Raw genomic sequence first — 26323 nt, 5'->3', positions numbered from 1 at the left:
TTTAAAGAGCGTTCGGAGCGTTGCAGCAATCCCCGATCAAGGCCGCGTATTCTACATCGAATCACCGCCTTGTCAACCGCTTTCTGAAGAATTTAAAAACTCGAAATCTTCAATTAATTCAAACGGTTGTCTTTCAATTTCTGACCCGCCTCAGGGGCGTGTCCCTCGAAAGAGATGCGTATTCTACAGAGCTCACTTGAGGTGTCAACGGTTCGTTATAACTTTTTCGAGAAACCGGCGAATTACCGTCAAAGCTCGGTTTTTACGGCGGCCGCTGACCTGGTCGCCTTTTCTCTCGCCTCCTCAATAGAACTACCGGTAGCAAGGGCAACACCCATTCGGCGACGTCCTCTCAGCCCAGGTTTACCAAACAGCCTGAGATATACATCAGGCTCCGCGAGCGCTTTTTCAAGCCCCAGATAGGTTACGGCATCAGAATTTCCCTCTGGCAATATGACGGCGGAAGCTGATGGCCCCTGCTGACGTATTGCGGGTATGGGCAGCCCCAGGATCGCCCGGGCGTGTAAGGCGAACTCCGAAAGATCCTGGGAAACCAGTGTCACCAGCCCGGTATCATGGGGGCGCGGCGACACTTCTGAAAACCACACCTCGTCCCCCTTAACAAACAGCTCTACTCCGTAGACACCATAGCCACCGAGATTACCGGTAACCGCTTCAGCGATTTCCCGGGAACGAGCCAGGGCTTTTGCACTCATCGGTTGGGGCTGCCAGGACTCCCGGTAATCCCCTTCTTCCTGACGGTGCCCGATTGGGTCACAGAATGAAATGCCGTCGCGGTGCTTTACCGTCAGCAGGGTGATTTCGTAATCAAAGTCCACGAAGCCTTCTATAATAACCCTGCCCTTGCCGGCGCGGCCACCTGTCTGCGCATAATCCCACGCCGCCTTTATATCCTCGCGAGACCTGACCGTGCTCTGACCCTTTCCAGATGAACTCATCACCGGCTTTACCACCAGCGGTAAGCCAATGGCGTCGACTGCCGCAAGATAGTCTTCTTTGGATTCTGCGAACCGGTACGGCGATGTGGCAAGCCCGAGTTCCTCAGCCGCCAGGCGCCGGATTCCTTCCCGGTTCATTGTCAGGTTCACGGCCCGTGCCGTCGGAATCACGTGATAGCCTTCCTGCTCCAGCGCCACCAGTTCCGACGTGGCAATGGCCTCGATCTCCGGAACAATCAGGTTCGGCCTTTCCGCTTCTATTATGCGGCGCAGCGCATCATCATCGAGCATGTCAATAACGTGGCTGCGGTGGGCGACCTGCATAGCCGGGGCATTGGCATAACGATCAACCGCGATGACCTCCACGCCAAATCGCTGGAGCTCGATAACGACTTCCTTACCCAGCTCCCCGGAGCCACAAAAGAGCACTCTGAAGGCATTCTCTTTCAGCGGAGTACCAATTCGAACGGTGTCAGTCATGGTTGTGCGTGTCCCTTGATATCGATGAGTGCCCAATCGCTAGATCAAAACCTTGCTTTCACGCTCGGCGACCTTTTTCAACACTTCACGGCGCTCTTCGTTGCTCATCTGCGACCACCGCGTGATTTCATCCCCCGTGCGATGACAACCGACACACATATCGTTGTCATCCAGCGCACAGATGCTCACACAGGGGGAGCGTACCTTATCCGCGACTTTCATCCTGCACCTCACCTTTTTTCAAAACCGTTAAATGGCAGGCCGAAGGCCATCACTTTACCCTTTCCTGATTTCTGCATCTAATGCCGGTTCGGTCAACGGCTCCCCCCAGGAATTTCCATGCACCAGTTCCGACAATGGCAAACGCGAGCGCCAGCCCTTTTTCTCGAGCTCGGGTTGGTCAAGAAATTCGCTCACATAGCCCAGGCACAGATAAGCCAACGGATATACGTGCTCTGGCAGGTTTAGCACACTGGCCAGTTTATTCTGATCCAGGATACTGACCCAGCCTGCACCGATACCCTCTGCTCGTGCCGCCAACCAGAAGTTCTGGACCGCCAGACAGGTGCTGAACAGATCCGTCTCCACGATCGAATTGCGTCCCAGAACATGAGTGCCGCCACGGCTGCGATCACAGGTTATGCAGAGATTCACAGGGCTTTCGAGAATGCCCTGCAGCTTGAGATTTTTATACTGAGCATGACGATCGCCCACGTAGTTGTCCGCCGCTTTCCGGTTCTCTTCTTCGAAGATCGAGAGGACAGCCCGGCGTACATCGGTACTGTCGATCACGATAAAATCCCAGGGTTGCATGAATCCCACAGAGGGGGCGTGGTGCGCTGCACTCAGCAGGCGGGCGAGAACGTCGGGGGGAATGGGATCGGGAAGGAACTGGGAGCGCACGTCTCTTCGCTCATGGATAGCGCGGTAAAGGCCGTTGGTTTCTTCGACGCTGAACGGGCGATTATGGTCTATGCCATCACTTCTGTTGCGGTTCATAGTCTACCCCTGATGATCCCGAGTCAGTCCCAGCAGTCTGTTAAGCCAATCAGTGTCCAGACACTCCTCCACGACGTCCGCCAACCGATCCAACTGCTGTAGTCGATGGGCCGTGTAATCCACCGCCTGACCTTGTCGGCGCAGGCCAGCCCATTGCAGTAGCTCAGTGGCCGCTTCTGCCTCATCGAAAATGCCGTGTACATAGGAGCCCATTACCTGATCATCGTTACTGACAGCGCCATCGGGGGTGCCGTCCAGCATTGCCAGTGGGCGCTCCAGGGCCGGGCCGGTCGTGACGCCGTTATGCATTTCATAGCCGGTAAACCGGGATGTACCCGTCCCAAGGTTGAACACACCCGCCACCTTCTTCAGTTGTTTGCCAGCGACCATACGCGTGGTCATGTCCAGAAGGCCCAACCCTTCGCTAATGCCGGCTGCACCTTCCAGGCCATCGGGATCAAGAACGTCCCGGCCCAGCATCTGGAAGCCGCCGCAGATGCCGAACACCTTGCCGCCATAACGCAAATGCTTACGGATTACCTCGGGCCAACCCTGGGTCTTCAGCCACTGCAGATCGTGGCAGGTACTTTTACTACCGGGCAGAATAATCAGATCTGCGGGAGGAACAGGTTGATCGGGGCCAATGAACTGCAGGTTGACCCCAGCATGCAACCGCAGCGGATCGAAGTCATTGTGGTTGCTGATGCGCGGCAATACCGGGACGATTACGTTGAGCGCTCCGGCATCACTGTCCCCGCTTGTACCAACGCTGTCTTCAGCGTCAATCACCAGCCCATGCAGAAAGGGCAACACACCGGCAACGGGTGTCCCGGTGCGTTCAGCCAGCCATTCCAGGCCCGGCTCCAGCAGCGCAATGTCACCCCGAAAGCGGTTGATAATAAAGCCCCTGGTACGCAACCGCTCGCTCTCTGAAACCAGCTCCAGGGTGCCTACCAACTGGGCAAAAACCCCGCCCCTGTCAATATCCCCAACCAGTAGCACCGGGCAATCCGCCGCTTCGGCAAACCCCATATTGGCAATGTCGTTGGTACGCAGGTTTATTTCCGCGGGGCTGCCGGCACCCTCGGCGATAATCACATCGTATCGAGCACTCAGATCACGCCACGCGCCCATCACCGAGGCCATCGCCTCCGTCTTGAAGGTGTGATAATCAAGCGCATCCATATTGCCATGGACTTTGCCCCGCAGAATCACCTGGGCTCCTCGGTCACTCTGGGGCTTAAGCAACACCGGGTTCATATCGCTGTGGGACTCCAGGCCACACGCCAGGGCCTGTAACGCAGTGGAGCGGCCAATTTCACCACCATCCACAGTCACCGCGCTGTTCAGCGCCATATTTTGCGGCTTGAACGGAGCCACGGAAACACCCTGCCTTGCCAGCCACCGGCACAGGGCAGCCACTACCGTGGTTTTACCGGCATCGGAGGTGGTACCCTGAATCATCAGTGTGGTCATGCATTCCGGCCTGTTACAGTTCAACGCCTTTCTGGGCTTTCACACCCTGATCCTTGAAGGCGTGTTTCACTACGCCCATCTCTGTCACTGTGTCCGCGAGGTCGATCAGTTCCGCAGGCGCAGAGCGCCCGGTGATGACCACATGCTGCATCTCTGGCCGGCCCTGCAAGTCATCCAGTACCCGATCCAGGTCGATGTAGTCGTACTTCAGGGCAATGTTGAGTTCGTCCAGCAGGATCAGATCGTAGCTTTCGTCTTTCAGCATGGCGGCGGCGACATCCCAGGCTGCACTGGCAGCTTCTACATCCTGTTCCCGGTTCTTGGTTTCCCAGGTATAGCCCTGCCCCATCACGTGGTAGTCCACGTTGGGCAGATCCCGGAAGAAGGCTTCCTCTCCGGTACTGAACGCGCCCTTGATAAACTGGACAATGCCTACCTTCATGCCATGGCCGAGCGCGCGAGCAACCATGCCAAAACCGGAACTGCTCTTGCCCTTGCCCGGGCCGGTGAGCACCAGCAACACGCCCTGCTCTTTCTGGGCACGGGCGATGCGCTCCTGCATGATTTTCTGTTTGGCTTCCATGCGACGGGCATGGCGTTCGGGGTTTTTGGCGCGTTCACGCATGGTCGGGCTCCTTGTCTGTGAGTGGGCGGAAGGCCTGCCCACGAAAAATTCCGGCCACCAACTCTGGGGCAGAAGGGAAATAACCGTGGAAATAACTGGCCACCAGGCCGCCCCGACAATACACCGGTTCGGCTTCGGTACCCGCTACCTTGCGGGTTCGGGCCAGGGGTTGCCAGCCTGTTTCCAGGCGCGAATGGTGATAGGTATGGCCTCGCAGCTGCCCCTGATCAGTGTTCAGGCTCTGAAGCCCCAATGCCTGCAGTCGGCCGGCCATACTGGCACGCCCCGGCATCAGTCCCAGCATCTTGTGGACCTGGCCGTCGTGATCCATCAATTCCTCCACACAGGCCATTAAACCGCCGCATTCCGCCAGCATAGGCTTCTCAGCTAAGTAATGGTTGCGGACGGCTCCAAGGACCGGCTGGTTGGCGGCCAGAGCGGCAGCATGGAGTTCCGGATAACCACCCGGCAGCCAGAGGGCATCGGCGTCTGGCAATGCCCTATCCGTCAGCGGAGAGAAGAACGACAGTTCCGCACCCATGGCCTGCAACAGGTCCAGATTGGCACGGTAGATAAAGCTGAATGCCGCATCCCGGGCAATGGCTATACGAACACCGTTCAGCAGCGCTGGCGGGGCCGCTGGTTTCTCGGCTTCCATTGTCACCGGAAGCGGCAGGCCGTCCAACCCGACCTCTGCCAGCACCTCAGCAGCGGCATCCAGGCGCTGGTCGAGATCCTCCAACTCCCCCGCCTGAATCAGACCCAGGTGCCGGTCCGGAATACTCATGGCATCGTTTCGGGGAATCGCCCCTAACAGCTCGATGCCTTCAGGGAGGCTGTCCCGCAGCATTTCGCCATGGCGGCGGCTTCCAATACGGTTGGCAATCACTTGTCGCACCGGCACCTCCGGGTGGAAGCTGGCCAGCCCCAGGGCCACAGCGCCGAACGTCTGGGCCATTCCGCGGGCGTCAATGACCGGCAACGCAGGAATGCCCATCAGCCTGGCAAGGTCCGCACTGGAGGGGTCACCATCGAACAAACCCATGGAACCTTCCACCAGAATCAGGTCCGCGTCCTGGGCAGCTTCAACCAAACGCCAACGGCACTCGGCCTCGCCGGTCATCCACGGATGTAACTGGTACACCGGCTGGCCGGACGCCACCTCCAGCACCATAGGATCCAGATAATCCGGCCCGTGCTTGAAAACCCGCACCTTTCGTCCGGCATTCCGATGCAGTCTGGCCAGGGCTGCCGTCACCATAGATTTTCCCTGGCCAGAGCCCGGGGCCGTAATCATTGCTGCTGGTATGGTTGCTTTCATTAATGCCACCTTGCCCGGAAACATGGAAGTAGGCCGTGGCCGGGAACCCCCTTCCCGACCACAGTTTCATGCTTCTTACCGGGCTTTCTTGGGTACGAATAGTGGTGCACCATCCACCTCCACTGTCAGCAATTCCTGGTCATAGAGACGTTCGAGCGCGCTCGGTACCAGCATGCGCTCCGCTGGCCCCCAGCATGCCTCTCCATCGGGAAAGAGTAATAACAGGTGATCACACCAGCGGGCCGCCAGGTTCAGATCGTGCAGGCACATAAAAACTGAATGTCCCGCACGAGCCTGCTCGGTAAGCAACTGCAACACCGACACCTGGTGATGCAGATCCAGATGATTCGTCGGCTCATCCAGCAGCCAGGTATCCGGCGCCTGGGTAAGCACTGTGGCAATGGCCACACGTTGACGCTCGCCCCCAGAGAGCGTATTCACCAGGCGGTCGCTCAAATGGGCCACATCCAGCCGTTCCAGGGCGCGGCGGGCGATGCGTTCATCGTCGCCGGTTTCCATCTGCCAGGGAGACAGCCACGGGTGGCGACCGATCAGGGCGGTTTCGAGTACCGTGGCGGGGAAGCCGTCCTGCCGCTCCTGAAACACCAGCCCTAGTTGCCGGGAAATCTGCCGGCGCTTTAACTCACTCAACGAGTTCCCACCCAGACAAACCACCCCATGACGCGGAGCCCTCAGTCCGGCAAGGGTATGCAACAAAGTGGTTTTGCCAGCCCCATTGGGGCCCAACACTCCCCATATCTGTCCGGGCTGGACGGCGAAATTCAGCGCCTCCCCGTCGTCACGCCCGGGAATATCCATCACCAGTTCTCGTGCCTGTAGCGGGTTCATCAGCGGCTCCGGTACAACAGGTACAGGAAGGTGGGCACGCCCAGCAGAGCCGTAATGACCCCTACCGGCAACTGCTCTGGTGCAATGACAACACGAGCCAGAGTATCCGCCAGCACCAGCAATGTGCCGCCAGCGAGGGCGCAGGCTGGCAGGATCAGGCGTTGGTCGTTACCCAGCACCAGACGTAACATATGAGGTACCACCAGACCCACGAATCCGATACTGCCCGCCATGGTTACTGCAGTCGCTGTGAGCAGACTTGCAAGGATATAGATCATCCACTCCAGTGGCCGTACCGAAACACCGAGAGCTGCTGCCTGCATGGGGCCACGGGCCAGCACATTAAGACTTCGCCCCAGCGGGACCAGCAGCAGGCAGACCAGAAACAGGAGCACCAGTGCCGGCCAGGGCGAGCGGGCGTAGGAGACATCGCCCATCAGCCAGTAAAGCATGCCTGGCAGACGCTGGGCCGGGCTGACGGCCAGCATCAGGGTGATCACCGCGCCCCAGCCAGCGGCAACGACCACACCGGTCAACAGAAGGCGTGAGGGCGTCCAGCTGCCGGTACCATGGGCAAGCCCAAACACCATTAATGTAGCCAGCATGGCACCTGCAAAGGCCGAACCGGAAACGATCAGGCCACCCAGGCCAGCCAACATTGCCAACAGCGCACCGACCGCAGCACCGCCGGAAAGACCGAGCACATAAGGGTCTGCAAGGGGATTCCGCAACAGCACCTGCATGAGTGCCCCGGCTACCGCCAGTAAGCCACCGGTTGCAAAAGCCGCAAGAGTGCGCGGAAGGCGCAGGTCCAGCACCAGGGTTTGCTGCAGACTGCTACCTTCACCGAAGATAACGGCGCCGACCTCTGCGGGGGTCATGCTGACGCTGCCAATACCCACGGACAGAACCATGGCTATAAGACTGGCAATCGCCAGAATCACGAGCGGCATGGTCACTGGCCTGCTCATGTGGTTGGCCTCCGGTTATCGTTTGGCACGGGCATCATCCAGTTTCTCGCAGAACAGTTGGGAGCCTTGCAACATACGGGGTGTGGGTCTCTGGATCAGTGACGGCGGAACGAAATACAGGTTGTCACTGGCCGTGGCATCAATACTGGGGAACGCTTCCCAACGTGTCAGCCAATGCCGGTTCTCCTCACCCATACCCCCGGCCAGAATGGCCTCGGGGTTGGCACCGATGACAGCCTCAGCGCTGATTCTCGGCACCAGGCGATCAAGATCACCAAACACATTAACGCCACCACAAAGAGTAATAACCTTACCGATCAGGTGCTCGTTGTTCACGGTCATCAACGGTTCGTCCCAGACCTGATAGAAAACGGATACGGGCTCGGCATTGCGGTACTGGCGCTCCAGGCTGCCAATGCCCTCTCGGAACCGGGCCGCTTCAGCAAAACCCTCCGCCTCGGTGCCGGCCAGTTGCGAAAGCCGTTCAATCGTATGAGATACCCCCTCGAAACTGCGGGGTTCAATGGAGAACACGGGTAGCCCCAGGTCTCTCAACGCCTCAATCTGTTCCGGTGGATTGCCGGTCACCCAGCCAATAACCAGGTCTGGCTGCAGCTCCATCAGCCTCTCCAGATCCATGCGGGTATGACTGCCCACCGAGGGGACGTCCTTCGCTTCTTCCGGGTAGTCGCTGAAAGAAACCACCGCCACCACTTTGTCGCCGGCGCCGGCGGCCCAGACCAGCTCGGTGGCGCCTGGAGATAAGGCCGCAATCCGACTAGCTGGCCGCTCAAGGCATACTTCCTTGCCGGTATCGTCGGTTGCGCACACCTGCGCTGCCTGCAGCGGAATATGCCAGGCTGCAGGCAGGGCGGCGAGGAACACTGTCAGGAGGCGCGCTGCCAAATACCTCATGCATCGGCTCCTGTGGCGTGGTTAATAGAAGTCATGGCGTATGGACAAAAAGCCTGCGGTTCCGGCAGCCACGTACTCGGCACCGTCAAACCGGAGCGCTGTGGAGTACTGTTTGTCCGTGACGTTCTGAAGGGTCAGGCGGGCATTCCAGTCCCTGGCAAACTCCCAGCCAGCGCGGAGGTTAAGGGTTGCGTAACCCGGCAGCCGCTCTTCGTTTTCCGAGTCGTCATAACGATAGCCGCTGGCCTGAATGGTCCCGCCAAAAGACCAGGCTCCCAGGCTCTTGTCCACATCCACGCGCAGCGACTGTTGGCTGCGGCGACGCAGGCGATTATCGGTTTCCCGGTCACGTGGGTCCATCAGCGTCAGATTAACCGCCAGATCCCACTCATTGGCACGAAGCCCTGTGCCCATCTCTATGCCCCGAATCCGAGCTTCATTGACATTGACCGGCCGAATATCGCCGCCGTCAGACTGAAGATCAATCAGATCATCCACATCCAACTGGTAGATAGCAGCATCCCAGTACCAGATGTCATAGCGGCCACTGAAACCGATCTCGACAGAGCTCCCCTCTTCCGGCTCCAGGTCGGGATTACCCGCGTAGCTACCGCCAAAGCTGAACGTTTCCAGCGGATAATAGAGGTCATTAAACGTGGGGGCCCGGAAGGACGTGCCATAACTCACCCGGACACGGTGGGAGCGGTCGAAGGAATGACCGAAAGCCACGGCGCCGGTTTCCTGGCGACCATAGGCCTCATTGTCGTCACCCCGCAACGATAACTGCAGGTCTGAGGGGCCGAAGTTAAGGCGAAGCTGACCAAACAGTGCGGCGTTGGTGCGGCTGTCTTCTTCAAACTCCGTGGAGCTGTCTACTTCGTCTGCCTGCAGTTCGCCACCCAGTGCGAGCTCATGAACACCCGCCGTGAAGGTGTTCTCCCAGCGTGCCGTGCGGGTTTTGGTGTTGAAGAAGGAATCTCCGGCATCGCGGAAGTTGTCCTGCTCGTCGGCGGATTCCGATAACTGTATGGAGCTGTTCCAGTAGTCACTGACCGGGGCGTCCAGCTGGAAGCCAACCGTGCGGATCAGAAAATCCGTGTTGCCACCATCGAATTCGGTGTTCCCCTCGGACTGCATCATCACCACGCCTGCTTCGCCCCCACCGGGGAGTTCGTGGACAACGCGACCGACACCAGCGGTATTACGAAATCCCTTGTCTTCGCCGTCTTCCACAATCTCAGTGCCGTCGGTTTCCTTGTGCAGGCCACTGAGGCTGAACCGGGTTGAATCCGTACGTGCAGAAGCTCCGGCACTGACCTTCTGAGTGTCAAAGTTACCCGCACCGGCCTCCACCCAGCCTTTTCGGCCTCGCTCCGGGTCCAGGGTAAACGCCTGGATCACACCTCCCACGGCGTCCGCACCATAGAGAGCGCTTCGCGGGCCGCGTACAACCTCTACCCGCTCTACCAGCTCCATGGGGAAATACTGCCAGGGCGCGCCCCCACTGGTAGCCGAGCGAAGGCGCACTCCGTCCACCAGGAAAACGGTCGAATCGTTGGTCGTGCCTCGTGTGTAGACACTTGTATTCTTGCCGTAGGAGCCGTTGGTGACGACATCAATGCCGGGCTGACCACCAATAAGGTCCTTGAACTCTGCAGGCTCCTGCCGGCGAATGGTTTCCTCATCCAGCACAGTGACAGAGGACAGGCTTTCACCCACGGTCCGGGGGCCAAGCGTGGCCGTAACAACAATAGGGTCAAGTTCCCGTGCAGCCCCCTCTTCGTTGGCAGACGCATCGGACACTGGCAGGAACACAAGGGGGAAGCCGGTCAACAGAACCGGCACAGACTTCGACATACCCATAATCAGCACTCGCTTTTAAACCATGCGCACCCGCACGGTGTTTATTATGTTGCGGAGCTCGAGAGTGAGACTGGGGGAGGCAGGATACGAGTCAGTGTACAGGTGTGAAGCTGACACAACTCACCCACCGCCGTCGCCCTCCGCAACTTCCGGTGTGTATTCAGGCCGGTCTCCGGGCTTGCGAGTGGTACAGCCGTTGTGGCTGAGCCAGGGCAATCACCTTCCCATGCGTGACGCACAGTGGTTTTATGGTTGCCTTTCACTCGCTTACCGTTGCGGGGGCAGCGTCGGACTTTAACCGACTTCCCGTTTTAAGCTTTTCTGCAGCAATACCGCGGAAAAGCGTTACCTGAATACGGTATACATTTTTTCGATAGTCAAACTATCAGCCCCTCGGGGCTAAATCAATAAACATCACTCAAATACAGCGCCTGATCAAAACGCGTCCATTCCGGCTCGGAACCTGGTAACCCGAACCTTAATGCCGCGGGCTTCGCAAGCTCGCGTACGAGGATTCCCTGGCGTGCGAGGCCGGCAGCAATATCTCCGGCGCGGCTATGCCGAACATATCGGAACAACGCAGTACCGGTGGAGCCGTCAAGCCCGTGACGTGACAGACATTCCGACAGCCGACGGCTTTCGCTGTGTAGTCTCTCCGCAGTCGCAGCCCGCCATTGGTGATCCACCAGCACCTGACTCATTATATATCGCGCCGGACCGCTGACAGACCAGGGGCCCAGAACACCATCAAGCGGGCCCACAATGTCAGGATCACCCGAAACCGCACCTGCACGCAGGCCTGCCAGACCGAAAAACTTGCCCAGTGATCTCATGACAACCAGGCCGGGCTGGCCAGTCGCGAAACCAACACTGAATTCCGGTGTGGCATCCATAAACGCCTCATCCACGATAATCCAGCCACCCCGTCGTTGCAGCCGATCGTGCCAGCTCAGCAGCCGATGGGGTTCTATGAACTGGCCTGTGGGATTGTTGGGGTTAATCAACACCAGCACATCCAGTTCATCCAGCCAGCTTTCGTCCTCGGCGACGAGTTGTTCACCGGTGATGCCTCTGACCTTGTGGCCTGCAGAAAGCCAGCAATGCCCATGCTCCTCGTATCCGGGCGATGGCACCCCCACCTGGCACGGCGAACGCAAACGCGGCAGGGCCTTGATCGCCGCCTGGCTACCGGCAACCGGCACACAGGCGGCAGAACCGGGTGCGCCAAACCACTGCCTGATGCACGTATCCAGGCTATCGTCAGGCTCTGGCAGGCGCCGCCATACGTCTTCGGGAATCGCCGGCACGGGCCAACTCCGCGGGTTAATGCCGGTAGAGAGGTCCAGCCAGCGCTCCGGCGGCATTCCCCATTTTCGGACGGCAGCGCGAAGCCTGCCTCCGTGTTCCGGAGGCGGATTCATGCTTCAGACCCCGGTCGCATGCCGATATCATTCACCGGGCACCCACAGAACATCATCTTTTCCCTTGCCATTGGCGTGCCTGGCAAGCACGAACAACAGGTCAGACAGGCGGTTCATGTATTCCAGAACCGACTGGCTGATGTCCTGATCTTCCTTCAGCTGAACGATGACGCGCTCAGCCCGGCGAGTGACCGTCCGGGCATGATGAAGATGCGTTGCGGCCGGGTTTCCCGCCGGCAGAATGAAGGAGCGCAGCGACGGGATATCTGCATTGAACCGGTCGATTTCCTGCTCGAGCTCAAGGGTTTTCGAATCGGCCAGCCTGAGGGGCGGGTATTTCGGGTTTTCTTCGAACGGCGTACAGAGATCGGCGCCCACATCGAACAGATCGTTCTGGATGCGCGCCAGTATCCCATCGAGTTCCTCATCGACATGGAGCCGCGCCAGCCCAAGGACCGCATTTGCCTCATCCACGGTGCCATAGGCTTCCACGCGCAAATCGTACTTGGCGACCCTGCTGCCGTCACCCAGGCCGGTGTCGCCCTTGTCTCCGGTTTTCGTGTAGATCTTGGTAAGCCTGACCATTCGTTTCTCCCGTGAACCGCTTCAGTCAGTCGATGAAGCCGGTCAGATTACAGGTTTTTCGCGATAGGTTCCCCAAATGCCTTTCAGGGTTTCAACAATGTCACCCATCGACGCCCCTTCTTTCACCAGCTCAATGGTGATAGGCATGAGGTTTACCGACTCGTCCTCGGCCTGCTCTTTCAGCTGCTTGAGCAAACCCTGGACCTTCTCCTCATCGCGATTGTCCTTGACCCGATTCAGACGTTCAATCTGCCGACGCTCGGTTTCCGGATCATGGGGATGGGTTTCGATTTCAACGTCCTCTTCGTCCTGCACGAACATATTGACGCCGATAACCGGCCGCTCACCGCTGGCCTTGCGCAGTGCGAAATCGTAGGCCGAGTCGGATATGCCTCTCTGGAAGTAGCCGTCGTCGATACACTGGAGAGTGCCGCCGAGTTCTTCAACTTCATCAAGGATTTTCCAGACTTCCCGTTCAATCTCGTCGGTGAGATTTTCCACGTAATAGGACCCGCCCAAAGGATCGACCACCTGGGTGATATTGGTCTCGTAAGCGATAATCTGCTGGGTACGCAGGGCGATCCGCATCGCTTCTTCGGTCGGTATGGCAAACGCCTCATCCATGCCATTGGTGTGCAGCGACTGAGCACCACCAAGCACGGCAGACAGGGCCTGGAGCGCAGTACGGATCGGGTTGATGGTGTACTGCGGCTTGGTCAGGGTAGCGGCTGCGGTCTGCGCATGGAAGCGTAGCCGACTGGCCTCGGGTTTCGTGGCACCAAACTTCTCCCGCATGATCTTGGCGTACACGCGCCTGGCAGCGCGGAACTTGGCAATCTCCTCGAAGAAGTCCGCCTGGCTTACGAAGAAGAATGAGAGCCGGGGACCAAACTCGTTGACATCCACCCCGGCGTCGATCGCCGTCTTTACGTATTCCATGGTGGTGGCCATGGTGTATGCCACTTCCTGAACGGCAGTGGAGCCGGCTTCCGAGATGTGGTAGCCGGAAATATTGATGGCGTTATACCGCTTCATGTTCTCGGAGCCGTACTGAATACAGTCACGAACCAGGCGGACCGACGGCCGCACCGGGTATATCCATTCCTTCTGGGCAATGTACTCCTTGAGAATGTCGTTCTGGATAGTACCCGACAGGTCGTTGAGGTCGTAACCCCGCTTCTGCGCCAGGGCGATGTACATGGCGTATAGTATCCACGCCGACGGGTTGATCGTCATGGACACGGAAATCTTGGTCAGGTCGATGTCGTCGAACAACTCCTCCATATCCGCCAGCGTATCGATGGCCACACCTTCGCGACCCACTTCACCCTGGCTCATTGGGTGGCTGGAGTCATACCCCATCAGCGTGGGCATATCGAAGTCGATCGACAGGCCCGTCTGGCCCTGGGCGATAAGATACTTGAAACGCCCATTGGTTTCCCGGGCTGTGCCGAAACCGGCAATCTGCCGCATTGTCCAGTTCTTGCCCCGGTACATGGTGGGATATGGCCCACGGGTGAACGGGTACTGGCCGGGGAAACCAATATCCTCGAACGGAGTATTCTTAACATCAAGAGGTGTATACGTGCGCTTCGTCGGCATACCGGAAGCGGTGGTATAGTCTGACTTGCTCTCAGGCGCCCGCTTTATGAAGGACGCCACTTCATTGTTTTCCCACTCGTCGAATTCTTTTTCAATGTGCTTGAGTGCAGCTGGGTCATACTGGTCAGTGCGATTCATGAATCGTCTCCTTCATGGCTTTTAACAAGGTCACTGCGGCTCCATGGGGATCCAGCTCGCGTTGAGTCACCTTCTTGAGCAGCTCTTCGGTTTGCGACCTGCTGTCACGTACAAAATTGTCCCGGACGATCTGTTCGGCCACTTTCACCACCCGGGTCAGTGCAATCTGTCGTCGCCTTTCGGTAATTTCACCACTTTTCTCCAGGTGCTCCGCATGGCGATCAATCGCGGCCATCAGCTCGCCGAAGCCGGTGTGTTTTTCAGAGCTGGTGGGTACCACCGGCACCCGCCAGATGTCTTCACCAGGCTCCAGGCTCATCATCAGCATAGCCTTCAGTTCCTGGATGGTTCGGTTGGCGTCGGGCCGGTCCGCCTTGCTCACCACATGGACGTCAGCGATTTCCAGCACCCCGGCCTTGATGGCCTGAATGTCGTCGCCAAGGCCCGGCGCGTTGACCACCACAGTCGTGTGGGCGGCACGCACGATATCCACTTCGTCCTGCCCCACTCCGACGGTCTCGATCAACACCACATCAAACCCACCGGCATCCAGGAGATCTACCGCATCCAGGGCAGGTCTCGCCAGACCACCCAGGGTTCCCCGGGTGGCCATGCTGCGAATGAATACCCCGGGGTCGGAGACCAGCTCCCCCATCCGGATACGGTCCCCGAGGATGGCACCGCCGGAGAACGGGCTTGAGGGGTCAATGGCAACTACACCCACTGAACGGCCACTGGCCCGGTACTCGTGGACTAACTGGGTCACGAGCGTTGACTTCCCGGCGCCCGGCACACCGGTAATCCCCACCACATGAGCGTTTCCGGTACTCTTGTAGAGCTCGGCCAGGGCCTCACGCACCTCGGCGTCGCCGCCACTTTCAACCCGGGTAATAAGCCTGGCAATGGCACGAAGATGCCCCTCACGCACCCGCTCAGCCAGCTTCATCGAGGGTATGCGGTTAATCATCTAACCTCCTCGCTTCTGGTGAAGGCTCTGGTAAAGATCCCGGTCGTCAACAACACGTTGCGCCTTGAAGTCGGTGCGGGGGAAGGTGTCAGGCTCGACCATGACAACCCGTGCCCGGACGCCCAGTACGCGGCTCAGTTCGGCTTCCACCTGTTCCGAGAATGCCTGAACTGCATCCTGGCCCTTGTCCGCAACCTCCTGGTTGTATTCCGCCTGCACGGCCAGTTCGTCCATGGAGCCGCCTCGGGAAATGATAATGCGATGCTCACCGCCATAACCGGCGAAGGCTTCCAGCACTTCAGCGATAGCACTGGGATACACATTTTCACCACGGATCTGGAACATGTCGTCTATCCGTCCGTAGATGCCTTTGGGCAGCCTCGGATAGGTGCGGCCACAGGGATTGTCTTCCATCACCCAATGGGTGAGGTCGCCGGAGACCATGCGAATCATCGGCTGGGAGGTTCGCTCAAGGTGAGTGTATATCGGGGTGCCCTGCTCCCCGTAGGGCACACGGCGGTTGGTATTCGGGTCAGCTACTTCGGTGTAGACAATGTCCTGCCACAGCAGCATGCCCTCCGTGCTTGCGCTGCCAGAGGCGTGCATCCAAGGGGTGAGTTCCGCCATGGTTCCGCTATCCACCACCTTGGCGCCGTAGATGTCCTGGATCTTGTCCCGGATGGACGGGATGGAGCCCCCCGGTTCGCCGGAGAAGAACAGCACCTTGATACCGAATTCCCGAGGGTCAACCCCTTCCTCCCGGGCCACTTCCGCCAGCCTGAGCGCATAGGAAGGCGTAGAGTAAAGTCCGGCGGGCTTCATCATTCCCAGCCAGGTAACCGCCCTGGCGGTCATTCCCGGAGCACCGGCCCCAAAGGGAAAGGCTTTACATCCCAATCTTTCGGCGCCGATCAACGCGCCCCAGGACCCCATGTAAAGACTCAGAATGGCAGCCACAAACACTGTATCCCCCGGCCTCAGGCCCATACCCCACATGATCCGGGCATGATTGTTGGCGATTGTGTCCCAGTCACGACGGGAAATACCAAAAGCGGTAGGCCTGCCGGTTGTGCCGGACGTGCCATGAATATGGTGAATATCGCTTTCAGGGCAGCAAAGGTAGTCCCCGAACGGAGGGTTATTCGCCTGGGAATCACGCAGTTCCTGCTTGGTGACGACAGGAACCTCCTCGAAGTCTGCGAGGGTGCGGATGTCACTGGCCTTTATACCGGCCTTGTCCCATTTGCGCTGGTAAAACGGCGAGTGCTCGTAGGCATAAGCCATCACGTCGCGGATGCGCGCAACGATCAGTTCATCGCGCTTGTCCGGGTCCATTGTCTCCCTTTCCCGAAACCAGTAGGGACTGTTCGGGTCCGGAAAGTAGTCCTTATTGTAGTTGGGGGGAAAATTCCACTCTTCCATCGGAGACTCCTGATATTGTTATTGGCTGTCGTCTGAGGAAATCTGCTGTGAGCGCCCGGCCGCAGGCGACCGCGATGACGCCCTGTTTATCGCGCGCCGCGGTCTGCAACCAGCTGCCGGAAAGAATCAATGATTTCCTGGGGAGGAGTGTCCTGTAACAGAATCTTGTGGACGCCCATTTCATAGAGCTCTTTGACATCGTCGTCGGGGATAACACCGCCGCCGGCCACGATCATGTCCTCAGCTTCCTTCTCTTTCAGGAGTTCCAGCACCTTTGGAAAGATGTGCATATGGGCACCAGAGAGCAGACTGATGCCCAGAATATCCACGTCTTCCTGGATAGCGGCGTCTACCACTTCCTCCGGCGTGCGATGCAGCCCGGTATAGACCACGTCCATGCCGGCATCCCGCAGCGCACGCGCGACTACCTTGATGCCCCGATCGTGACCATCCAGACCGATTTTTGCCAACATTACCCGAATTACAGCTGCATTATTGTCATTGTTTTGCATCGCATTCTCCTTGGATCAGATAGTCGCGCTACCGCTTCTTTTAAGCGGTTCGCGTGAGCTTTGAATTTCCTGCTGAAGCCATTCTGATGCAGTCTCCACATGCTGCCTCGCAAGCATTTCAGCTTTCCGCACGTCACCGGCCAACACCGCATTAAGTATGGCCTCGTGCTCTTCCCATATCTGTTGCTGGTTTTTCTCAACGATGAGAATGTCACTCATCACTCGTCTTACGTGATTCCAGTGGGCTTCCATCGAATCCAGGATGAACATGTTTCCCGCCAGCTCGTAAATAAAACCGTGAAAGCGCATGTCAGCATCGATAAGCGCAGGGAGGTCATGGGCCTTTCCGGCTGCATACCCCTCAGCAATAATGTCTTCTCCGCGCTTACGCGCCCCGGCATCCACCCGCTGAGCAGCAAGCCCGGCACTGACCAGGTCGATCCCGCAGCGGAATTCGTACAGCTGGGCCACAAAATTTTCATCCAGCACCGAAACCATCAGGCCCCGGCGCCCCACTGCGGAGAGGAACCCGTCATCCCGAAGACGCTGCATGGCCTGGCTGACGGGTAACCGTGAGACATCCAGCCTCTCGGCCAGCGTTTCCTGGGTAACCCGCTCACCCGGCTTGAGCAGACCTTCCACGATGGCATTCACGACCGAGTCGTAAATAAGCTCCGGCAGGTTCTTCTCGGCCTGTATTTTCTTCATTGAACAAACTCCACGACGCATCTCCCTGATTGCCGTTTGCATACAGTATTCACCATGTAATACCTGATTGTTTCGTAATCACATTAGACTTTAGTCTAATTTTTGAACACTTTTTCTGAACGCAAAGCCACCCGTCCCCGTTCCGTCGGGAACAGGGAGCTCGGAAACACCATGGAAATCAGGAAAGCAGCGCTGGCCCGGATGAACAGGCTTTATGATCGGTAGGAAGGAAAGAATCAGCCTCGCTGCGGCGGCTCAAGCAGGTCAATGCCCGCATCGTAAACCGCGTTCAGGAAATCAACCAGTACCACAGCGGAAAGCCCCCATATCTGGTAGCGCTCCCACCGGTAGCAGGGTACGTAAAAGGTATTGTTGAGAAAATTCAGCGGATCAGTGCGGTGGCGTTTGTCTTCCAGAAAAAATTCAACAGGCACCCTGAATATGCTTTCAATTTCCGCGGGGTTGGCGGTCAGCGGGTGATCGCCGGGTATTACTCCAACGTATGGAGTTACCAGTATCTGATGCAGCGACATCACCTGGCTCAGAGGCGCAATGAGCTGGACCTGCTCCGGAGGCAGCCCGATTTCTTCGTGGGTTTCCCGCAAGGCGGTGTCGGCAATGGACTTGTCTTCCGGGTCACGGCGACCGCCGGGGAAAGACACCTGCCCCCGGTGAGTACTCAGATTTTCAGACCGCAGGGTAAAAACGATTTCAGGGTTGCTGCGGTTGTCGGTTACAGGAACCAGCACGCCCGCTTCGGGGTAGTCAAGTGTCAGCAATCGGGGAACATAACCTGAGAGGCGTTCGGTAAGAAGATCACGCAAAACACGGCTCCGTTTTTACATCGAACTATTGAATGAGAGGCCGGCAGCACCGATAGTTACACCTGCTACCACACAATTGTCCAGTATACGGTGAAACGAATGAAATACTGCAGTACCTGCGGCCACCCTGTCGAACAGCGCGTCCCTGAAGGCGACAATCGTCACCGTTATGTGTGCATAAGCTGCGAAACCATACATTACCAGAACCCCAGAATTGTCGCGGGGACGGTGCCGATATGGCAGGGGCAGGTTCTGTTGTGCCGGAGAGCCATCGAACCTCGCTATGGTTACTGGACCCTGCCCGCGGGATTCATGGAAAACTCGGAAACCACCCTTGAAGCCGCAACGCGGGAAACCTGGGAAGAGGCGCTGGCCGAAGTCACCGTGGACAATCTTTACACCATAATTCATGTGCCACACATCGACCAGGTCCACATGTTTTACCGCGCGACCCTTACCAGTGAAGCGTTTGGCGCCGGCCAGGAATCCCTGGAAACCCGGCTGTTTGCCCTGGAGGACATTCCCTGGGATGAGCTGTCTTTTCCGACCGTTCGTCGTACCCTGGAGCTTTACCTGGAAGATGTGCAGAAAGAGCACTTCCCGGTACATGTGGACGACATCCGTTATCGGATGAAGCCCGTGGGGAAATAGTCTCTACACGTCCTCCATGCGAAACACTTCGTAAGCAGGCTCTTCGTAGGGATGTGATTCCTTGAGCGCCTGAACGGCGGCCCGGATCAGCTCGTCCCTGCACACCAGCTCTACGCGATACTCATCAACCCGCTCCACGTCGCCCGCTTGACCAAGAAAAGGGTTGCTCCCCTCCAGCGGGCGGAACTGCCCCTGCCCCCTACACTGCCAGGCACAACAGTCGTAGTCTCCTATACGGCCAGCACCGGATTCAAACAGCGCGGCCTTGGTGACTTCAAGGTGACTCTCCGGAACGAAATAACACATTTTGTACATGGCCACTCAGCTCCTCTCAAAGACGTTAAGCAGCATTGACGATTCCGGTTTAGGCCATGCCAATGCGCATATTTTTTGTACAGATTAAGCAGTTAGCTACTTACCCACAGAATCTGTGGATAACTCTGGGGAAAGTTTTTGGGAACATGCCCTCACCCCCCGTTATTGCTACACTTTCGTTAAATTGGCGACAAATTCACCTACTTCATTAAATCGTTATTTTTCAATAACCTATGAACACTGAGCAAAAAATGAACCTGAAACCAGCGCTTTGCTCAAGGAACGCACAACAAGGCGCCAGAAATGTGCATAAAGTATTTTAGTCAAGGGAATTTTCGCACTTATAAACAAAAATTTCCCTTGAAAACCGTCGCATTCTCGAGTTCCGGAAATAAAAAAGCCGGCCCTGGAACAGTCACCTTAAAGGTGTATCCGGGCCGGCTTTTCAGCGCCTGTCAGGGCTTATTCGAACCAGCGCCTCGCGTTGCGGAACATACGCATCCAGGGAGCATCTTCTCCCCACTCCTTCGGGTGCCACGAGTGCTGGGAGGTGCGGAAGACCCGTTCAGGATGCGGCATCATTATGGTGACCCGGCCGTCTCTGGTAGTCACACCAGTAATGCCCGCTTCAGAGCCGTTGGGGTTGTAGGGGTAGCGTGTAGTAACGTCGCCCCGGTTGTCCACATACCGCAGTGCCACGAGCTCGCCGTCGCTTAGCTGTTCCGCTGACGTGCCGGAGGCAAATTCGACTCTCCCCTCACCATGCGCAACCGCAACAGGCATTCTGGACCCCACCATGCCTTCCATAAAGGCAGAGGGAGACGGCGTCACCTCGGCCATCACCAGCCTGGCCTCAAACTGCTCTGACTGATTGCGGACGAAGCGGGGCCAACCCTCACTGCCGGGAATCAGCTCATGAAGATTGGACAGCATCTGGCAGCCATTACACACGCCCAGCGCGAGAGTGTCCTGACGATTGAAGAACGCGGCAAACTGGTCGCGAACCCGGTCACTGAACAGAATGGACTTGGCCCAACCCTCTCCTGCACCGAGCACATCGCCATAAGAGAAGCCGCCACAGGCCACCAGGCTATTGAAGTTTTCAAGAGATGCCCGGCCTGACAGCAGGTCACTCATATGGACATCAATCGATTCGAATCCTGCACGGTCAAAGGCTGCCGCCATTTCGACCTGGCCATTGACCCCCTGCTCCCGCAATACCGCAATCTTTGGTCGGGCGCCCTTATTGATATAGGGCGCGGAGACATCCTCGCTGATATCAAAGGTCAGCTTGGCATGGAGGCCTGGATCATCAGCATCCAGGAGGTTATCAAATTCTTCCCGGGCACAGTCAGCATTGTCGCGCAGTGCCTGCACGCGGTAACTGGTTTCCGCCCACAGACGTTGTAGAACAGCCCGCGGCCGGGCAATGACGTCATCGCCTTCGAAGGTATAGCGAATGCAATCGTCCTGGTTGAGAGTACCGATCACCGATGTGTGATCCCCCAGGCCCGCCGCCGAGAACTGCTGCAGAACGAAACCGGTTTCCTCACGCCGGACCTGAATGACCGCCCCGAGCTCCTCATTGAAGAGCTCGCGCGGGAACTGGGATGAGTCTTCCGCCAGCCCATCCAGCTTGATATCAATTCCTGAGCGCGCGGCGAAGCTCATCTCCGCCAGCGTCACAAACAGGCCACCATCAGAGCGATCATGGTAGGCCAGCAACTTGCCGTCTGCGTTCAGCCCCTGAATCACCGCAAAAAAGGCCTTGATGTCTTCCGGATCATCCAGGTCCGGCGCCACTGCCCCCACCTGGCTGTAGACCTGTGTCAGGGCGGAGCCGCCCAGGCGGTTCTGCCCGGCTGCCAGATCAATCAGAATCAGGTCCGTTTCGCCGGCATCGGTAACCAGTTCCGGCGTCAACGTTCGGTCAACGTCCGTCACCGGTGCGAAACCACTGACGATCAGCGACAAAGGTGAAGTCACACTCTTCTGGTCACCATTGTCTTCTTCCCAGACGGTTTTCATGGACATGGAGTCCTTGCCCACCGGAATTGTGATGCCCAGCGCCGGACAGAGCTCCATACCCACAGCGCGTACTGTTTCGTAGAGGTTTTCGTCCTCGCCGGGGTGACCTGCTGCGGCCATCCAGTTGGCGGACAAACGGATATCCGACAGCCTGGCAATTGGCGCCGCCGCCAGATTGGTAATCACTTCACCAACCGCCATTCGCCCGGACGCCGGCGCGTCAATGACGGCGATCGGCGTACGCTCGCCCATTGCCATGGCTTCCCCGGACTTCACATCAAACGATGAAGAAGTAACCGCCACATCGCTGACCGGCACCTGCCAGGGGCCCGCCATCTGATCCCGCGCTACAAGACCGGTGATCGTGCGATCGCCAATGGTAATCAGGAAACTCTTGGACCCCACCGATGGCAGCCGGAGAACACGATTGATGGCGTCCTGCAGGTCAATTCTGGTGGAATCGAAAATGGGCTTGGTAAACGAGGAGCGGGAAACGCTCCGGTGCATCCGCGGTGGCTTGCCGAAAAGCACCTCCATGGGCAGGTCCACCGGACGGTCGTCGAAGTAGGAATCGCCCAGTTCAAGGTGATGCGTTTCTGTCGCTTCCCCAATCACTGCGTAAGGGCAGCGCTCGCGGCGGCAGAGCGCATCGAACTGCTCGAGGTTCTCCGGCGCAACAGCCATCACGTAACGTTCCTGGGATTCGTTGCACCAGATTTCCAGGGGCGACATGCCAGGCTCGTCACTGGGGATGTCCCGCAACTCAAAACGACCACCACGGCCGCCGTCTTTCACCAGCTCGGGCATGGCATTGGAAAGACCGCCTGCGCCAACGTCGTGAATAAAGCAGATGGGGTTGTCGTTACCCATCTGCCAGCACCGGTCAATTACCTCCTGACAGCGGCGCTCCATTTCGGGGTTGTCACGCTGAACCGAAGCAAAGTCCAGGTTTTCGTTACTGGAGCCGGAGTCCATAGAGGACGCTGCCCCTCCGCCGAGCCCGATCAGCATCGATGGCCCGCCCAATACGATCAGTTTGGCACCTACAGGGATGGCACCCTTCTCCACGTGGCTGGCACGGATATTACCCAGACCACCGGCAATCATAATAGGCTTGTGATAGCCGCGAACTTCCTCTCCACCGGCTCCGGGCACCAGTTCCTCGAAGGTACGGAAATAACCGGCGAGGTTCGGGCGCCCGAATTCGTTATTGAAAGCCGCACCACCGATAGGGCCTTCAATCATGATATCCAGCGGGGAGGCAATCCTGTCCGGTTTACCGTACCCCAGCTCCCAGGGCTGTGGATCGTCCGGCAGATTCAGGTTGGAAACCGTAAAACCGGACAATCCCGCCTTTGGTTTTGAACCACGACCGGTTGCCCCCTCATCACGAATTTCCCCACCGGAGCCCGTTGCAGCGCCAGCCGCAGGAGCAATCGCCGTGGGGTGGTTGTGGGTTTCCACCTTCATCAGAATGTGGATGTCTTCATCGTGGTAACGGTAAACACCGGTTTCCGGCTCCGGGAAGAAACGGCCGCCGCGGCTGCCGGCAATCACCGACGCGTTGTCCTTGTAGGCCGACAGTACGCCTTCGCTGTTCATTTCAAAGGTATTGCGGATCATGGCGAACAGGGATTTTTCCTGCCCCTCCCCGTCGATGTCCCAGGAGGCGTTGAATATCTTGTGGCGGCAGTGCTCCGAGTTGGCCTGGGCGAACATCATCAGCTCAACATCGGTAGGGTCCCGCTCTAGATCGGAAAAGGACTCGACCAGGTAGTCAATTTCGTCTTCCGCCAGTGCAAGGCCGAGTGAACGGTTGGCGTCCACCAGAGCCTGACGTCCGCCGGACAGCACCGGAATGCGATTGAGAGTACGAGGCTCATCAGTGTGGAACAACAGCTCTGCCCCACCCATCTCGTGGAACACTTTCTGAGTCATGCGGTCGTGAAGCAGCGCCGCAATCTTTTCTCTCTGCGCCAGGCCCAGTTTACGACTGGCCTTTATATAGTAGGCCGTACCCCGTTCGATCCGCCGGATCTGTTTTAATCCGCAATTGCGCGCTATATCGGTAGCCTTGCTGGACCAGGGCGACAGGGTGCCTGGGCGTGGAACCACCAGGAACAGTACTCCGTCAGGTTCTTCGACGGGAACACTGGGGCCATACGTCAGCAACCGGTCCAGTACCGCCTGGTCCGACTCGGAAAGCGGGGCCTCAAGGTCCGTGAAATGCATGAACTCTGCATACACATGATCCACCTCGGGAACGATGTCCTGAATGCGGGTATGCAGCTTGCGGGAGCGAAAGGGCGAAAGCGCAGGAGCGCCGCGAAGTTCAAGCATGATCAAAACCTGTACGCGCGAAACTGGGAGCCGGGGCATGCCTCCTGTTCGCCGGAGAGTCCGGTAACAGGGAAATGCTGGCCATTTGAAAGGCCGCAATGATACTCGAAACGGGGTTCGGGATACAGCGTCAAAAGGTCATAACCTGCCCTATGCATTTCACATTGTTTTGCATATAAAATGATCACCTCCATTGACCGGCACCCTCCGACCGGGGATTATTAAGGCCAGGACAGGGAGTTCAGAATTTGCAAACAACAAATCGCCAACCGCGGGTTCTCGCACTGGCAAGGTACACGTGCCTGCTTGCGATAGCCCTCGTGACTACCGGGTGTTCCAGGCCAAGCACTCTTCAGGAGATCCGCTCTGAGGGTGTGTTGCACGTTATCACCCGTGATGCTCCTTCTGTTTACTACGAAGGACGCGACGGCCCCACTGGCTATGACTACGAGCTGGCCCGCCTGTTCGCCGATGACCTGGGCGTGGAGCTCAAGGTGCGGGTAGCGGACGACAACACCGGTGTACTCTCGGTGATCGACGAGGACTACGCCCACATCGGGTTAGCCGGGCTTTCTGCCCGCCCGGATTTTCCCGGTCGGTACCACACGGTCTCCAATGGCGTGGAGGCAGAGTCCGTGGTGGTCTACAACCGCGACACAGACCGCCCGGAATCCATCGAAGACCTGGAAGGACAGACTCTCCACCTCGTTGCAGACAGCAACCACGAACACCACCTGGCGCAACTGCAGGCGGAACTTACAGGCCTGCAGTGGCAGGTTCACTCAGGGCTGGATGCAGCCGGCATACTGGCCCGGGTTGAGTCAGGAGAGTACCCGCTGGCCATCGTCTCCTCCAACGAGCTCGATCTCAATCACGTATTCTTCCCGATGGTCAAACGCGCGTTCAGCCTGGGCGAGCCGGAAGACCTCCTGTGGCTGTTCCCCGGGGAGCAGGACCAGAGCCTGGCGAAGGCGGCCCGGGATTTCATCGGCGAGCTGAGAGAGAGTGGCGCCCTGGCGCAGATATCGGAGCGCTTCTACGGCCACCTGGACCGCCTCAGTTACGTCGGTGCGCGCACCTTTGTCCACCATGTGGAAAACCGCTTGCCCAAGTATGAACCCCTGTTTCGTGATTATGCGACCACCTACGAGCTGGACTGGCGCCTTCTCGCCGCTATCGGTTACCAGGAATCCCACTGGCGCCCCAATGCCGTATCCCCCACTGGCGTGCGCGGACTGATGATGTTGACCCGTACCACCGCCAATTATATCGGCATAAAGAACCGGCTTGATGTGGAGCAGAGTATTCAGGGCGGGGCAAAGTATTTCACCATGGTTCACCGTAAGGTTCCCGAGCGTATTCAGGAGCCGGACCGTACCTGGTTTGCGCTGGCTTCATACAACGTGGGCTGGGGCCATGTGGAAGATGCCCGCCGGCTGACCGAGGGTGCCGGAAAGAACCCTGACCGCTGGATGGACGTCAAGGAATTTCTGCCGCTGCTGACTCAGAAAGAGTGGTATTCCAAAACCCGTTTTGGCTACGCCCGTGGCCACGAACCGGTGATTTACGTGCAGAATATCCGACGCTATTACGACGTTCTGGCCTGGATGACGGAGCCCACGAACGTTGCCGAAGCACCGAAGGAGCCCTGGTTCAAGGATCTTGAAGGCATGGAAAAGATCATCCGCCCCGGCGGCACTTCGTCCGGCCAGGAAACCCGGGCAAGCCTGCCAAGTGAGCTCGGCTTCGTTCCCCCAACGTTATAGCCGCCGCTCCAGCGCTGACTCGACCTGATAGGAAGCGAATCCTCTTCGCGCCAGAAATCGTGCCTGGCGGACCTTTTCATCCCAGTCTTCACCAATATCACTCAGACCAAACCGCTTCTCCCGCAGCAATACGGCCCGCTCCGTCCAATCGGCATCGGTCATTTTGCGGACACAGTCGGGCGAAGTATGGATCCCCCGCTGCTGAAGCTCGGCCAGAATTCTGAGCGGGCCGTACCCAAGGTCCATCCTCTGACGCGCATAGACATCGGCAAACCGCTCATCGCTCAACCAGCCTTCGGCTTCATAGTCATCCAGAACGCGCTCTATAATGTCAGGTTCAATTTTTCTCTGCCGTAGCTTGAGGGACAACTCGAGACGACTATGCTCCCTGCGGGCCAGCAGACGCAGCGCGGCCGAGCGGGCCTTGTGATCCTGATCGTCCTGATTTGATGCTTTTCCCATTCTGACTCTTCCCGCAAATGCCGACAAAACGCTAGACTAGCCCCCACTCGCTAAGGCTGCCCGATGAAACCGGGACAATCAGCTGACGTACCCGGCATCCGGAACACCGGATAAGGCCGATGGT

Annotated in this window: 23 protein-coding genes and 1 riboswitch; of the genes, 2 read left to right on the top strand and 21 right to left on the bottom strand. The window is 58.0% G+C overall.

Annotation, left to right across the window (positions count from 1 at the left end; translation table 11 throughout):
- Window positions 1-248: 248 nt before the first annotated feature.
- The 18 genes from purT to ABJM11_RS04425 all read right to left on the bottom strand — a co-directional run bounded on the left by purT (window position 249) and on the right by ABJM11_RS04425 (window position 18637).
- Window positions 249-1439, bottom strand: coding sequence for a formate-dependent phosphoribosylglycinamide formyltransferase (purT, locus tag ABJM11_RS04510; protein ID WP_348293102.1), 1191 nt, complete (start codon window positions 1437-1439; stop codon window positions 249-251).
- Window positions 1440-1478: 39 nt separating this feature from the next.
- A complete protein-coding gene (locus ABJM11_RS04505) occupies window positions 1479-1661 on the bottom strand; it encodes a DUF1289 domain-containing protein (RefSeq protein ID WP_348293101.1) in 183 nt (60 codons plus the stop codon).
- A 54-nt stretch (window positions 1662-1715) separates the two neighbouring features.
- Entirely contained in the window at window positions 1716-2438 is a 723-nt protein-coding gene (bluB, locus tag ABJM11_RS04500) for a 5,6-dimethylbenzimidazole synthase (RefSeq protein ID WP_348293100.1), read from the bottom strand.
- Between the two features lie 3 nt (window positions 2439-2441).
- The gene (locus ABJM11_RS04495; RefSeq protein ID WP_348293099.1) at window positions 2442-3914 is read right to left on the bottom strand and encodes a cobyric acid synthase; all 1473 of its coding nucleotides are present in this window, start codon (window positions 3912-3914) and stop codon (window positions 2442-2444) included.
- A 13-nt stretch (window positions 3915-3927) separates the two neighbouring features.
- Window positions 3928-4539, bottom strand: coding sequence for a cob(I)yrinic acid a,c-diamide adenosyltransferase (gene cobO, locus ABJM11_RS04490; RefSeq protein WP_348293097.1), 612 nt, complete (start codon window positions 4537-4539; stop codon window positions 3928-3930).
- Complete coding sequence (locus ABJM11_RS04485; protein ID WP_348293096.1) at window positions 4532-5860, bottom strand: cobyrinate a,c-diamide synthase; 1329 nt, start codon at window positions 5858-5860, stop codon at window positions 4532-4534. The genes cobO and ABJM11_RS04485 overlap by 8 nt, the downstream gene beginning before the upstream one ends.
- Before the next feature lie 75 nt (window positions 5861-5935).
- A complete protein-coding gene (locus ABJM11_RS04480; RefSeq protein WP_348293094.1) occupies window positions 5936-6709 on the bottom strand; it encodes an ABC transporter ATP-binding protein in 774 nt (257 codons plus the stop codon).
- Entirely contained in the window at window positions 6709-7662 is a 954-nt protein-coding gene (locus tag ABJM11_RS04475; protein WP_407069960.1) for a FecCD family ABC transporter permease, read from the bottom strand. The genes ABJM11_RS04480 and ABJM11_RS04475 overlap by 1 nt, the downstream gene beginning before the upstream one ends.
- A 33-nt stretch (window positions 7663-7695) precedes the next feature.
- Entirely contained in the window at window positions 7696-8595 is a 900-nt protein-coding gene (locus tag ABJM11_RS04470) for a cobalamin-binding protein (protein WP_348293092.1), read from the bottom strand.
- A gap of 21 nt (window positions 8596-8616) precedes the next feature.
- Window positions 8617-10452, bottom strand: coding sequence for a TonB-dependent receptor domain-containing protein (locus ABJM11_RS04465; RefSeq protein WP_348293090.1), 1836 nt, complete (start codon window positions 10450-10452; stop codon window positions 8617-8619).
- Window positions 10453-10603: 151 nt separating this feature from the next.
- A riboswitch (cobalamin riboswitch) is annotated at window positions 10604-10826 on the bottom strand.
- A 36-nt stretch (window positions 10827-10862) separates the two neighbouring features.
- Window positions 10863-11879: a threonine-phosphate decarboxylase CobD gene (gene cobD, locus ABJM11_RS04460; protein ID WP_348293088.1), complete on the bottom strand. Its 1017-nt coding sequence runs from the start codon at window positions 11877-11879 to the stop codon at window positions 10863-10865.
- 27 nt (window positions 11880-11906) lie between these two features.
- Window positions 11907-12464 (bottom strand): cob(I)yrinic acid a,c-diamide adenosyltransferase, encoded by a 558-nt coding sequence (locus tag ABJM11_RS04455; protein WP_348293086.1) that lies wholly within the window; start codon window positions 12462-12464, stop codon window positions 11907-11909.
- A gap of 42 nt (window positions 12465-12506) precedes the next feature.
- Window positions 12507-14204: a methylmalonyl-CoA mutase family protein gene (locus ABJM11_RS04450; protein WP_348293084.1), complete on the bottom strand. Its 1698-nt coding sequence runs from the start codon at window positions 14202-14204 to the stop codon at window positions 12507-12509.
- Window positions 14191-15171: a methylmalonyl Co-A mutase-associated GTPase MeaB gene (gene meaB / locus ABJM11_RS04445; RefSeq protein ID WP_348293082.1), complete on the bottom strand. Its 981-nt coding sequence runs from the start codon at window positions 15169-15171 to the stop codon at window positions 14191-14193. Before meaB ends, ABJM11_RS04450 begins: the two co-directional genes overlap by 14 nt.
- Entirely contained in the window at window positions 15172-16593 is a 1422-nt protein-coding gene (locus tag ABJM11_RS04440; protein ID WP_348293080.1) for an AMP-binding protein, read from the bottom strand.
- Window positions 16594-16679: 86 nt separating this feature from the next.
- Complete coding sequence (locus tag ABJM11_RS04435) at window positions 16680-17105, bottom strand: cobalamin B12-binding domain-containing protein (RefSeq protein WP_348293078.1); 426 nt, start codon at window positions 17103-17105, stop codon at window positions 16680-16682.
- A 15-nt stretch (window positions 17106-17120) separates the two neighbouring features.
- Entirely contained in the window at window positions 17121-17813 is a 693-nt protein-coding gene (locus tag ABJM11_RS04430; RefSeq protein ID WP_348293077.1) for a GntR family transcriptional regulator, read from the bottom strand.
- Between the two features lie 236 nt (window positions 17814-18049).
- Window positions 18050-18637, bottom strand: a complete 588-nt coding sequence (locus ABJM11_RS04425) for a CoA pyrophosphatase (RefSeq protein WP_348293076.1) — start codon at window positions 18635-18637, stop codon at window positions 18050-18052.
- Between the two features lie 99 nt (window positions 18638-18736).
- Between ABJM11_RS04425 and ABJM11_RS04420 the strand changes: the two genes are divergently transcribed.
- Entirely contained in the window at window positions 18737-19288 is a 552-nt protein-coding gene (locus ABJM11_RS04420; protein ID WP_348293075.1) for an NUDIX hydrolase, read from the top strand.
- Window positions 19289-19291: 3 nt separating this feature from the next.
- Here ABJM11_RS04420 and ABJM11_RS04415 read toward each other — a convergent pair whose 3' ends face one another.
- Together ABJM11_RS04415 and purL are read right to left on the bottom strand one after the other, a co-directional pair.
- Window positions 19292-19603, bottom strand: coding sequence for a YqfO family protein (locus ABJM11_RS04415; protein WP_348293074.1), 312 nt, complete (start codon window positions 19601-19603; stop codon window positions 19292-19294).
- A 462-nt stretch (window positions 19604-20065) separates the two neighbouring features.
- Entirely contained in the window at window positions 20066-23971 is a 3906-nt protein-coding gene (purL, locus tag ABJM11_RS04410; RefSeq protein ID WP_348293073.1) for a phosphoribosylformylglycinamidine synthase, read from the bottom strand.
- 248 nt (window positions 23972-24219) lie between these two features.
- On the opposite strand from purL, the gene mltF reads away from it, so the two are divergent.
- Window positions 24220-25737: a membrane-bound lytic murein transglycosylase MltF gene (gene mltF / locus ABJM11_RS04405; RefSeq protein ID WP_407069958.1), complete on the top strand. Its 1518-nt coding sequence runs from the start codon at window positions 24220-24222 to the stop codon at window positions 25735-25737.
- Here mltF and ABJM11_RS04400 read toward each other — a convergent pair.
- Window positions 25732-26199 carry a regulatory protein RecX gene (locus ABJM11_RS04400; RefSeq protein WP_348293071.1) on the bottom strand — a complete coding sequence of 156 codons (468 nt, stop codon included), beginning with the start codon at window positions 26197-26199 and terminating at the stop codon, window positions 25732-25734. The genes mltF and ABJM11_RS04400 overlap by 6 nt on opposite strands.
- Between the last annotated feature and the right edge of the window lie 124 nt (window positions 26200-26323).

The sequence above is a fragment of the Marinobacter sp. genome (assembly GCF_039977835.1).
Taxonomy (GTDB): Bacteria; Pseudomonadota; Gammaproteobacteria; order Pseudomonadales; family Oleiphilaceae; genus Marinobacter.
This window is presented reverse-complemented; position numbering and strand designations above follow the sequence as displayed.